The sequence below is a fragment of the Streptomyces sp. MnatMP-M17 genome, assembly GCF_900091995.1.
GTDB lineage: Bacteria > Actinomycetota > Actinomycetes > Streptomycetales > Streptomycetaceae > Streptomyces.
This window is the reverse complement of record NZ_FMDK01000173.1, coordinates 1-11,296: the sequence shown is the minus strand read 5'-3', so window position 1 is coordinate 11,296 and position 11,296 is coordinate 1. Positions and strand designations below refer to the sequence as shown.

The 11,296-nt window shown below is 68.2% G+C and carries 11 protein-coding genes; all 11 read right to left on the bottom strand.

Translation table 11 applies throughout. The features are described from left to right. Positions 1-141: 141 nt before the first annotated feature. The gene (gene atpB / locus GA0115259_RS08690) at positions 142-963 is read right to left on the bottom strand and encodes a F0F1 ATP synthase subunit A (protein ID WP_093593285.1); all 822 of its coding nucleotides are present in this window, start codon (positions 961-963) and stop codon (positions 142-144) included. Positions 964-1,191: 228 nt separating this feature from the next. After that, positions 1,192-1,629 carry a hypothetical protein gene (locus GA0115259_RS08685; RefSeq protein ID WP_093593279.1) on the bottom strand — a complete coding sequence of 146 codons (438 nt, stop codon included), beginning with the start codon at positions 1,627-1,629 and terminating at the stop codon, positions 1,192-1,194. A gap of 274 nt (positions 1,630-1,903) precedes the next feature. Continuing rightward, complete coding sequence (locus GA0115259_RS08680; RefSeq protein ID WP_093593276.1) at positions 1,904-3,259, bottom strand: MraY family glycosyltransferase; 1,356 nt, start codon at positions 3,257-3,259, stop codon at positions 1,904-1,906. Positions 3,260-3,404: 145 nt separating this feature from the next. Then, entirely contained in the window at positions 3,405-4,661 is a 1,257-nt protein-coding gene (gene glyA, locus GA0115259_RS08675; protein WP_093593273.1) for a serine hydroxymethyltransferase, read from the bottom strand. A 129-nt stretch (positions 4,662-4,790) separates the two neighbouring features. Continuing rightward, the gene (locus GA0115259_RS08670; RefSeq protein ID WP_093593270.1) at positions 4,791-5,441 is read right to left on the bottom strand and encodes an arsenate reductase/protein-tyrosine-phosphatase family protein; all 651 of its coding nucleotides are present in this window, start codon (positions 5,439-5,441) and stop codon (positions 4,791-4,793) included. Continuing rightward, positions 5,438-6,085, bottom strand: a complete 648-nt coding sequence (locus GA0115259_RS08665) for an L-threonylcarbamoyladenylate synthase (RefSeq protein WP_093593267.1) — start codon at positions 6,083-6,085, stop codon at positions 5,438-5,440. Before GA0115259_RS08665 ends, GA0115259_RS08670 begins: the two co-directional genes overlap by 4 nt. Positions 6,086-6,260: 175 nt before the next feature. Further along, a complete protein-coding gene (gene prmC, locus GA0115259_RS08660; protein WP_176732481.1) occupies positions 6,261-7,142 on the bottom strand; it encodes a peptide chain release factor N(5)-glutamine methyltransferase in 882 nt (293 codons plus the stop codon). A 46-nt stretch (positions 7,143-7,188) separates the two neighbouring features. Then, the gene (gene prfA / locus GA0115259_RS08655) at positions 7,189-8,280 is read right to left on the bottom strand and encodes a peptide chain release factor 1 (protein WP_093593264.1); all 1,092 of its coding nucleotides are present in this window, start codon (positions 8,278-8,280) and stop codon (positions 7,189-7,191) included. A gap of 97 nt (positions 8,281-8,377) precedes the next feature. After that, positions 8,378-8,602: a 50S ribosomal protein L31 gene (gene rpmE, locus GA0115259_RS08650; RefSeq protein ID WP_066950131.1), complete on the bottom strand. Its 225-nt coding sequence runs from the start codon at positions 8,600-8,602 to the stop codon at positions 8,378-8,380. Between the two features lie 166 nt (positions 8,603-8,768). Continuing rightward, entirely contained in the window at positions 8,769-9,872 is a 1,104-nt protein-coding gene (locus GA0115259_RS08645; protein ID WP_093593261.1) for an LCP family protein, read from the bottom strand. A gap of 199 nt (positions 9,873-10,071) precedes the next feature. Next, on the bottom strand, positions 10,072-11,296 hold a 1,225-nt coding region (rho, locus tag GA0115259_RS08640), incomplete at its 5' end, for a transcription termination factor Rho (RefSeq protein WP_093593258.1).

Below are 11,296 nucleotides of genomic sequence, written 5' to 3'. Positions count from 1 at the left end.
TTAGCCGATGGAGCCGAGCGAGCCGGATACGGCGGCAAAAGTCTGGGACATGCCAGTTCTTCCTTCTCTTTCACGGACCGGTGGGGGTTGGCCACCGGACGACTGTGGGGTCTGGGACGGGAGGACGGTCAACGAGGACGATCAGTGGCTCTCGGCGAGCGCGCCCTGGATGAAGCTGCACGTCAGAAGCACGAAGACATATGCCTGAAGGGCCTGGATGAAGAGCTCGAAGACGGTCATCACGATGACCATCACGAACGAGACACCGGCGTATGCGATGCCGATACCGTTCAGCAGGTACCAGCTCGCGATCGTGAAGAGCAGCAGCAGCGTGTGGCCCGCGAACATGTTCGCGAAGAGTCGCACAGCGTGCGTGAACGGGCGGATCAGCAGGTTCGAGAACAGCTCGATGGCCATCGAGAGCGGCAGGACCGGGCCGAGCGACTTGTCGTAGCCGCTGAAGTTCTTGAAGGCGCCGACGAAGCCGTGCCGCTTGAAGGTCAGCGACACCCACAAGACGTAGACGATGAACGCGAGCACCGCCGGGTAGGCGATGATCGCCGTCACCGGGAACTGCGCGACCGGGATGATCGACCAGAGGTTCATCATCCAGACGAAGAAGAAGAGCGAGACGACGATCGGTACATACTTCTCGCCCTCCTTCTTGCCGATGATCTCGTAGACGACACCGCGGCGTACGAAGTCGTAGCCGGCCTCGGCCACCATCTGAAGCTTGCCTGGGACAACCTTCGGCTTACGGAAAGCGGCCCAGAAGAAGCCCACGATGATCAGGGAGCCGAGCAGCGCCAGCAGCATCGTCTTGTTGAAGTACAAGTTGCTGTCCGCGTTGCCCACGATGGGCTCGAACAGGAACGAGTGCAGGCCGGGTGCCGGGAAACCACATCCCTCGAAGATGTGGCAGTCGGTCTCGAAGGCGAGCACCTGCGTCGGGTCAGCACTCACCGCGGGCTCCTTCAGCATGGCGCATAGGTACGGCAACCTCGTTGTGTCGGCGCGGCGCGGAGCCGCGGTTCGGCACTGGACTGGGGGTGTTACGGATGTGGAGACGGCGGTCGGGCGTTGAGCCTCGCGTGAGAACAGGCGTCAGCTCGGATGCCCGCGCCCGCAATGCCGCAGTTGGCACCGGACGATAGCAGGATCTCGAACGGGCACTTATCCCGGCCCTACTCCTCACGCCGACGACCCCGACTTCTCGGCCGGGCTGGAGGACGAGGATTCGGGGTCGACGTAGAGAATCTTGGCCTTCATATGCGCACGTGCCTGGGCGGCGACCCAGACGAGCGTCGCCACAACGAGCGTGAGGGCAAAGGCCTTCGGGTTGAACAGCGTGGTGTCCTTGAACGTGGCCACGAAGATGAAGAGCAGCAGGAGCTGGGCCGTGTAGAGCATCAGGCCCATCGCCTGGAACAGATGCGGAAGCGACGCCGCCGTTCGCTGGAGGACCACCAGCCCGATGGCCATGAAGAGCACGACCACCACCGTGCCGACCGCGGCCCCCAGAGCGCCTTTGCCGCCCGCGACCACGCCACTGATCACCGTGGCGAGCACGCCGACGGCGGCCGTGGGTACGGCGGTGTGCAGGAGGATCCGGGCGTCGTTGGACGGCATGGCGGCAGCTCCGCTTACTGGGTGGGGCAGATGGTGTCGTCATGGACGAGCGTAGGCCCGGTCCGAGAGAAGGTTTCTCGGGCCAACGAACCGTCGCACTACGGTCCTTCGGCTCTGTCGCCGGGTCTCGTGAACAGTATCACAAACTATTTGATGAGGTCTTTACCATGGTGGTGTGCTGACTGTCACACGTGAGAGTTACCCCGCGCGTGTGTGCAGGACACCACGCCATCTTGTCTGGTATTGGCCCTCGATGAGGGAAATAACAACGCCGTCAGTTCCTCGAACCGGCCTTACGGCGGTCGGGAAGACGCGAACGAGCGCCGAGCGCGGTCGCGCCGTTGACACCCGCGGGAACAGGCGTGCGCTCCTCCGTCACGTCCGTCACCGGCTGCGCCTCGCCGGCGAGCGCGAGCGCCGGGACGGGCGAGGCGAGTTCCTCGGCGGCCGGCTCGCCCCTCCGCTTACGGCGGTAGCGCGGCGGTACGAACGACTGTGCCCAGAGCGGAGCGCGCGGTGTGAAGCGCGGCAGCAGCAGAAGCACCAGGCCCACCGCGCTCAGCGCGACGATCACCAGCAGGATCCACATCGACGCCGAGTGCACCGAGTAGGCGACCACTCCGAACGCGATCAGCGCCGACCAGAAGTACATGATCAGCACCGCCCTGCTGTGCGAGTGCCCGATCTCCAGCAGCCGGTGGTGCAGATGGCCACGGTCGGCCGCGAACGGCGACTGGCCGTTCCAGGTACGGCGCACGATCGCCAGCACCAGGTCGGCGAACGGGATCGCGATGATCGTCAGAGGCAGCAGCAGCGGGATGAAGACCGGCAGCGCGGTGTGGGTGGCCCGACGGGTGGAGCCCTCGAAGATCTTCAGCACATCGAGGTCGACCTGGCCGGTCACCGAGATCGCGCCCGCGGCGAGCACCAGGCCGATCAGCATCGATCCCGAGTCGCCCATGAAGATCCGGGCCGGGTGCATGTTGTGCGGCAGGAAGCCCACGCACATGCCCATCAGGATCGCCGAGAAGAGGGTGGCGGGAGCCGCGGCCTCGATGCCGTAGCTGTACCAGAGCCGGTAGGTGTACAGGAAGAAGGCCGCGGCGGCGATACAGACCATGCCGGCCGCGAGACCGTCCAGACCGTCCACGAAGTTGACCGCGTTGATGGTGATCACGACCAGCGCGACGGTGAGCAGCGTGCCCTGCCAGGAGGTCAGCGAGACCATCCCGGCGCCCGGCACCGGGATCCACAGGATCGTCAGACCCTGCATCACCATCACGCCCGCGGCGATCATCTGGGCGCCGAGCTTGATCAGCGCGTCGATCTCGAACTTGTCGTCCAGGACACCGATCAGCCAGATCAGAGCGGCACCGGAGAGCAGCGCGCGCGGCTCGTTGGAGAGCTCGAAGACACCGTTCAGGTTCTGGAGGTTGTCCGCCACGAGCAGTCCGGCGCACAGGCCGAAGAACATGGCGATACCGCCGAGCCTCGGCGTCGGTTCGCGGTGCACGTCACGGGCGCGGATCTCCGGCATCGCCCCGGTCGCGATGGCGAACTTCCGCACCGGGCCGGTCAGCAGATAGGTCACCGCAGCCGTCACACAGAGCGTCAGCAGGTAATCACGCACGGGCTGCCCCACAGGAATCGCTGGCCATCTCAGCCCCACACACTAGCCCGCGCCGGAACCGCTGTCGGATACCGAGTCGCCATATGAGCCAGGACGGGCGGCTGAGCGGGATGGTTGCACGGCTCGTCGCCGCACCGTGTTCCCGTCAGGAGAGCTTCCCATACGGAGGGAACCTGCCGACCAGTTCCCGCACTTCGGCACGGACCCTGCGCGCCGTCTCCGCGCCTCCGCGCAGCGCCGAGGTGAAGAGCAGCGCGATCCGCGCCATTTCGGCCTCTGACATGCCCTGGGTGGTCACGGCGGCGGTGCCCAGCCGGAGGCCTCGGCCCTCCACGTAGGGCAGTGCGCATGTGTCGAGCACCACACCCGCGGCGGCCAGCCGGCCGCGGGCCGTTCTGCCGTCCACACCGAGCGGCGCGGGATCGGCGGTGATCAGATGCGTGTCCGTACCGTCCGTGGTGATCCGCAGACCCTCCGCGGCCAGCGCCTTGGCGAGCGCGCGTGCGTTGGCGACGACCTGGTGCGCGTACACCGTGAACGCCGGCGCCGCCGCCTCGCCGAACGCGACGGCCTTGGCGGCGATCGTATGCATCTGCGCACCGCCCTGCGTGAACGGGAACACCGCGCGGTCGACACGCTCCGCCAGCTCCTCGCCGCACAGGATCATCCCGCCGCGCGGTCCGCGCAGCACCTTGTGGGTGGTCGCGCACACCACATCGGCGTACGGCACCGGATTGGGCGCCGCGCCTCCGGCCACCAGTCCGATCGGATGCGCGGCGTCAGCGATCAGATACGCACCGACGTCCTCGGCGATCTGCCGGAACGCCGCGTAGTCGATATGGCGCGGATACGAGATCGAGCCGCAGACGACCGCCTTGGGCCGGTGCTCCCGGGCCAGCGCGCGCACCTGCGGATAGTCGATGAGCCCGGTCCCGGCGTCGACTCCGTACCCGACGAAGTCGAACCAACGGCCCGAGAAGTTGACCGGCGCGCCGTGTGTGAGATGCCCGCCGTACGGCAGCCCCATGGCCAGCACGGTGTCGCCGGGCCGCAGCAGCGCGGCGTACGCGGCGAGGACGGCGGAGGAGCCGGAATGCGACTGCACATTGGCATGCCCGGCCCCGAAGAGCGCCTTCGCCCGCGCGATCGCGATCCGCTCGGCGGCGTCGACCAGCTCGCAGCCGCCGTGGTAGCGGTGGCCCGGGTAGCCCTCGGCGTACTTGTTGGCGAGAGGCGAGCCGAGGGCAGCGAGGACGGCGGGCGAGGTGAAGTTCTCCGCGGCGATGAGCTGGAGACTGTCGGCCTGCCGCCGCGTCTCCCCCAGGATCACCTCGGCCATCTCGGGGTCCTGCCGCAGCAGCGCGTCGGGCGTTGCGGTGTGGGGTGCGCTGACGACGGCCATGACGGCCTCCGGGTTCGGGGGTGCGTGCGCCTTCCAATGTAGGTCGGGTGGGGGTACGGGCGCGTCTTGCGACGCGGGCGGTGCGGGCCGCGAAATCCAGCCCGTCCGGCGATTGAGGACAAAGCGGCCTCAGAAAGAAGACGGCACACCCGTCAGCGCCGTGACCACCGGGTCCAGCGCCTGGTGGATCTCCTCGCCGATCGAGCGGAAAAACGTGATCGGCGCCCCGTACGGGTCGTACACCTCGTCCGCCTCCGCCGTCGGCGCCAGCAGCCAGCCCCGCAGCGCCGCCGCCGCGCGGACCAAGGCGCGGGCGCGTTCGACCACGCCCTCGTCGACCGGGTCGGGCAGCGTCGCCGGGTCTATGGCCCGTACCAGCCGGGTGAACTCCTTGAGCGTGAAAGTGCGCAGCCCCGCGGAGTGGCCCATGGAGATCACCTGCGCTCGGTGGTCGCGGGTCGCGGTGAGGACCAGATCCGCGCGGATCACATGCTCGTCCAGCAGCTCGCGGCCGACGAAACCGGACGCGTCCGCGCCGAAGTCGGCCAGTACGGCCTCCGCGTTGGCCTCCATGGGCGCGCCCTCGTGCCCCCAGGTGCCGGCGCTCTCCACAATCAGGCCGCCGGTGAGCCGCTCGCCCAGGCGGACGGTCAGGGCATGCCGGTTCAGCCGCTCGGTGATCGGCGAGCGGCAGACGTTGCCGGTACTGACGTGGAGGATGCGGAAGGTGTTGCCGGTGTGTGCGGTCTCCGCTATGCCACGCCCCTCAGGGGCGGTCAATTGGCCACCTCGAGGTCGGGTACCACCTTGCGCAGCTCCTCCGCGTCGAGGGCGCCGGCCCGCAGCAGCACCGGGACCGTACCGGTGACATCGACGATCGAGGAGGGCACGATGCCGGGCGTGGGACCGCCGTCGAGATAGACCGAGACGGAGTCGCCGAGCATCTCCTGCGCCGCGTCGCAGTCCTCGGGAGACGGGTGTCCCGTGAGGTTGGCGCTGGAGACCGCCATCGGGCCGACCTCGGTGAGCAGTTCGATGGCGACGGGATGCAGCGGCATCCGGATCGCGACGGTGCCACGGGTGTCGCCCAAGTCCCACTGGAGGGACGGCTGGTGCTTGGCGACAAGAGTCAGCGCGCCGGGCCAGAACGCGTCGACCAGTTCCCACGCCTGCTCGGAGAAGTCGGTGACCAGGCCGTGCAGGGTGTTCGGGGAGCCGATCAGCACGGGCGTGGGCATATTGCGTCCGCGGCCCTTGGCGTCCAGCAGATCGGCGACTCCCTCGGAGCTGAAGGCGTCCGCGCCGATCCCGTACACGGTGTCGGTGGGCAGCACGACCAGCTCACCACGGCGTACGGCCGACGCGGCCTCACGCAGACCCGTCGAACGGTCGGTCGCGTCGTTGCAGTCGTATCGCCGTGCCATCAGCCTGACTCCCTGTTTTTTGAGGCTCGGTTCGCCGCCGGGGCGGTCTTTGCCGCTGCCGACGGTCGACCGTGCTCGATTCGCTCGTTCCTCGCGAACCTCCGCGCGCTCTCCCTTTCGGCAGCGGCGCGCCCCTTCGGCTCACTCGCCGGGGCGAGGAGGTGTACCGCGGTCGTCACGGCAAGGCCTTGCGTGCCGTGGCGAAGCGGGGGCGCTTGTTGAGGTCCGGGTGGTCCGCGGCGTCCGCCCAGCCGGACTCCTCGCTGAAGATCCACGGGACCTGTCCGCCCTGGGTGTCCGCGTGTTCGACCACGACCAGGCCGCCCGGCCGCAGCAGCCGGTGCGCGGTGCGTTCGATGCCGCGGATCGTGTCGAGTCCGTCCTCGCCGGAGAAGAGCGCCATCTCCGGATCGTGGTCACGGGCCTCGGGCGCGACGTACTCCCACTCCGTGAGCGGGATGTACGGCGGGTTGGAGATCACCAGGTCGACCTGGCCGTCGAGTTCGGGAAGGGCCGTCAGGGCGTTTCCCTGGTGCACGGTGACCCTGGATCCCTCGGCGTTCTTCCGCGTCCACGCGAGGGCGTCCTCGGACAGCTCCACGGCGTGCACACGCGAACGCGGCACCTCCTGCGCCATGGCGAGCGCGATCGCGCCGGAGCCCGAGCACAGATCGACGATCAGCGGCTCGACCACGTCCATCGCCCGTACGGCGTCTATGGCCCAGCCGACGACCGACTCGGTCTCCGGGCGCGGTACGAACACGCCGGGCCCGACCTGGAGTTCCAGATAGCGGAAGAACGCACGGCCGGTGATGTGCTGGAGCGGTTCCCTGGCCTCGCGGCGGGCCACCGCCTCCCAGTAACGGGCGTCGAAGTCCGCGTCCTTGACGCGGTGCAGCTCTCCTCGCTTGACGCCGTGCACATACGCGGCCAGTTCCTCCGCGTCGAAGCGCGGTGAGGGTACGCCCGCGTCGGCCAGCCGCTGGGTGGCCTGTGCCACCTCCGCGAGCAGCACGGAACGGGGGTGCGGGGGTCGCCCCCCGGGGGGTAGCTGCACGCTGGTCCTCCGGGCTGGAGTCGTACGGTCGTTTACGCGGGCTTGCTTACTGCGCGGCCGCGAGCTTCGCGGCCGAATCGGCGTCGACACAGGCCTGGATGACGGCGTCCAGATCTCCGTCGAGCACTTGGTCCAAGTTGTACGCCTTGAAACCGACACGGTGGTCCGAGATCCGGTTTTCCGGGAAGTTGTACGTACGGATCTTCTCGGACCGGTCGACGGTTCTCACCTGGCTGCGCCGCGCGTCGGCGGCCTCCTTCTCCGCCTCCTCCTGCGCCGCCGCGAGCAGCCGCGACCGCAGGATACGCAAGGCCTGCTCCTTGTTCTGGAGCTGGCTCTTCTCGTTCTGGCAGGAGGCGACCACTCCGGTGGGCAGATGAGTGATCCGGACGGCGGAGTCCGTCGTGTTGACGGACTGGCCGCCGGGCCCGGAGGAGCGGTAGACGTCGATCCGCAGATCGTTGGGGTTGATCTCGACGTCGATCTCCTCGGCCTCGGGCGTGACCAGCACACCGGCGGCGGAGGTGTGGATACGGCCCTGCGACTCGGTCGCGGGCACCCGCTGCACGCGGTGCACGCCGCCCTCGTACTTCAGCCGGGCCCAGACGCCCTGTCCGGGCTCGGTGGCGCCGTTGCCGCCCTTGGTCTTCACCGCGACCTGGACGTCCTTGTAGCCGCCCAGCTCGGACTCGGTGGCGTCGATGATCTCGGTCTTCCAGCCGACGCGCTCCGCGTACCGCAGATACATCCGCAGCAGATCACCGGCGAAGAGCGCGGACTCGTCGCCGCCCGCGCCGGCCTTGACCTCCAGGATGACGTCCTTGTCGTCGCTCGGGTCGCGCGGTACGAGCAGCAGCCTGAGGCGCTCGGTCAGTTCCTCGCGCTGCTTCTCCAACTCCCTGACCTCTTGGATGAACTCGGCAGCATAATCGGGATCGTCGGCCACGAACTCACGGGCCGTGACGATGTCCTCACCGGTCTGCTTCCAGGAGCGGTACGTGCCGACGATCGGAGTCAGCTCGGCGTAGCGCTTGTTGAGCTTGCGTGCATTCGCCTGGTCCGCGTGGACCGACGGGTCGGCGAGCTTCTTCTCCAGATCGGCGTGCTCGCCGATCAGTTCCTCGACCGCCTCGAACATCGGGGGCTCCTGGGTTCGTACGAAGGTGCTTCGGGACGCCAAAGCGCCGGTCTCGACACCCCGGAACGGGGCACCGAGAACCGGCGCAGATGGCTCGCTACTTCTTGGCGGAGGCGGCGGCCTTGCCGAAGCGGGCCTCGAAGCGGGCCACACGGCCACCGGTGTCGAGGATCTTCTGCTTGCCCGTGTAGAACGGGTGGCACTCGGAGCAGAGGTCCGCACGGATGGTGCCGGACTCGATGGTGCTCCGGGTGGTGAACGACGCGCCGCAGGTGCAGCTCACCTGGGTCTCGACGTACGCGGGGTGGATGTCGCGCTTCAAGGGTTTCTCCTAGTTCCGGGAGGGCACCGGGTCGTACACGCGGATTGCTCGTACGTGAACCGGGGCCGACGTACCAGTCTGCCAGGACCGGCCGTATCTCCCAAAACCGGGGTGTGGCCGGAGGTATTCCTGCGGCCTGTGGGCAGGCGCGCGGGCGCAAGAGCTCTCAGCCGCCGCCGATCGTGCCGGCCGCCTCGCCTCTGTCGCCCGCGGAGTCCTTCGTCGCGGAGACAGGGATCGGTTTGTCCTGTTTGAGGGCCGTCCAGACCTGCTGAGCGCCGTCCGGGATGGGCAGGACACGGTTCGGATCGGCGGGATCGTAGGCCACCGGGAGCGTGATCATCCGAATATTCCGGGCATCGAGGTCCTTGAGACCGCCGGCGAAGCCGATCAGCGCCTTGACCGAGCCGAGCCGGGAGTCGGGAGTGATCGCCCGGATGGCGGTGTCGGCGAGGTCGTAGAGCTTCTTCGGGCTGCTGAACAGGCCGACACTTCTGACCTGCTCGATCAGCGCCTTGACGAAGGCCTGCTGGAGCTCGATACGGCCCAGGTCGCTGCCGTCGCCGATGCTCTTGCGCGTCCGTACGAGACCGAGGGCCTGCTCGCCGTCGAGGACATGGGTGCCGGGCGCGAGCGTCAAATGGCTCTTGGCGTCGTCGATCGGCCGTGTGGTGGTGATCCTGACGCCGCCCAGCTCGTCGATGAGCTGCTTGAAGCCGGTGAAGTCGACCTCGATGAAGTGATCCATCCGGATACCGGACATCGTCTCGACGGTCTTCACCGCGCACGCGGCGCCGCCGACCTCGTACGCGGTGTTGAACATGGCGAGCCGCTCGCCGGGAACGGTGCCGCCGTCGGGTCCGGTGCAGTCAGGGCGGTCGATCAGGGTGTCGCGCGGTACGGAGACGACGCTCGCCTTCTTGTGGCCCGGATATACGTGGATGATCATGGCCGTGTCGGAGCGCGCGCCGCCCGCGCCGCCTCCGTACACCGCATTGGCGCCGGAGCGGGAGTCCGAGCCGAGGACGAGGATGTCCTCGGAGCCGTTGTCGACATCGGCGGGACGCTCCCGGCCCAGGATGCGGTCGATGTCTATGCCTCGGAGATTGCCGTCGAGCTTGACATAGACGTAACCGAGTCCCGATCCGCCGAGAAGGACCAGGACGGCGGCCGACCACGCGACGACGGCGGTCGCCCTGCGGCGCTTGCCCTTCCTGGCCTCGCGGCGTCTGCCACGGCCGGGTATCCGGCTGCTGCTCCGGTCGGTCATGGTCTCCCTCCGCCCGTCCAGCCAGTCAAACACCAAGGACGGAGCACGGCACCCTGAGGCCGTCAGCGGGCCGCGGAGGGCCTCAGGGTGCCGCTGACGGCCCTGTACGGCCCGGAACGCGGAACCGCCCCGGCGCACGGGCGCCGGGGCGGTTCGGTGGAACAGGTGGAGCAGCGGTTCGGTGGGGCAGCGGGCCTGATCAGTCGTTGCCGTTGCCCGGACCGGGCGTCGTCTTCTGGATCTGGAGCAGGAACTCCGCGTTCGACTTCGTCTGCTTCATCTTGTCCAGGAGCAGCTCGATCGCCTGCTGCTGGTCGAGCGCGTGCAGCACCCGGCGCAGCTTCCAGACGACGGCCAGTTCCTCGCCGCCGAGCAGGATCTCTTCCTTACGGGTGCTGGACGCGTCCACGTCCACCGCCGGGAAGATGCGCTTGTCCGACAGCTTCCGGTCGAGCTTGAGCTCCATGTTGCCGGTGCCCTTGAACTCCTCGAAGATCACCTCGTCCATGCGCGAGCCGGTCTCGACCAGCGCGGTGGCCAGGATGGTCAGCGAGCCGCCGTCCTCGATATTGCGCGCGGCACCGAAGAAGCGCTTCGGCGGGTAGAGCGCGGTCGAGTCGACACCACCGGACAGGATGCGTCCGGAGGCGGGCGCCGCGAGGTTGTACGCACGGCCCAGACGCGTGATGGAGTCCAGCAGGACGATCACGTCGTGGCCCAGCTCGACCAGGCGCTTGGCACGCTCGATGGCCAGCTCGGCGACGGTGGTGTGGTCCTCGGCCGGGCGGTCGAAGGTCGAGGAGATGACCTCGCCCTTGACTGACCGCTGCATGTCGGTGACCTCTTCGGGACGCTCGTCGACCAGGACGACCATGAGGTGGCACTCGGGGCTGTTGACCGTGATCGCGTTGGCGATGGCCTGGAGGATCATGGTCTTGCCGGTCTTCGGCGGGGCCACGATCAGACCGCGCTGGCCCTTGCCGATGGGTGCGACCAGATCGATGATCCGCGTGGTCAGCACACCCGGGTCGGTCTCCAGACGGAGCCTGTCCTGCGGGTAGAGCGGAGTCAGCTTCTGGAACTCCGGGCGGCCACGGCCGGTTTCGGGCGCCATGCCGTTGACGGAGTCGAGGCGCACCAGCGCGTTGAACTTCTCGCGGCGCTCGCCCTCCTTGGGCTGGCGCACGGCGCCGGTGACATGGTCGCCCTTGCGCAGACCGTTCTTGCGGACCTGGGCGAGCGAGACATACACGTCGTTGGGGCCCGGCAGATAGCCGGAGGTCCTGATGAACGCGTAGTTGTCGAGGATGTCGAGGATGCCCGCGACGGGGATCAGCACATCGTCGTCGGCGACCTGCGGCTCACCGGGACCGAACTCGTCACGGCCGCGGCGGCCACGGCGGTCGCGGTACCGGCCGCGCCGG

What these genes read in the sequence shown, in the direction of transcription:
- GA0115259_RS08685 (WP_093593279.1), bottom strand. Translation starts at nt 1,629, where the DNA reads ATGCCGTCCAACGACGCCCGGATCCTCCTGCACACCGCCGTACCCACG.
- glyA (WP_093593273.1), bottom strand. Translation starts at nt 4,661, where the DNA reads ATGGCCGTCGTCAGCGCACCCCACACCGCAACGCCCGACGCGCTGCTG.
- GA0115259_RS08665 (WP_093593267.1), bottom strand. Translation starts at nt 6,085, where the DNA reads ATGGCACGGCGATACGACTGCAACGACGCGACCGACCGTTCGACGGGT.
- prfA (WP_093593264.1), bottom strand. Translation starts at nt 8,280, where the DNA reads ATGTTCGAGGCGGTCGAGGAACTGATCGGCGAGCACGCCGATCTGGAG.
- GA0115259_RS08645 (WP_093593261.1), bottom strand. Translation starts at nt 9,872, where the DNA reads ATGACCGACCGGAGCAGCAGCCGGATACCCGGCCGTGGCAGACGCCGC.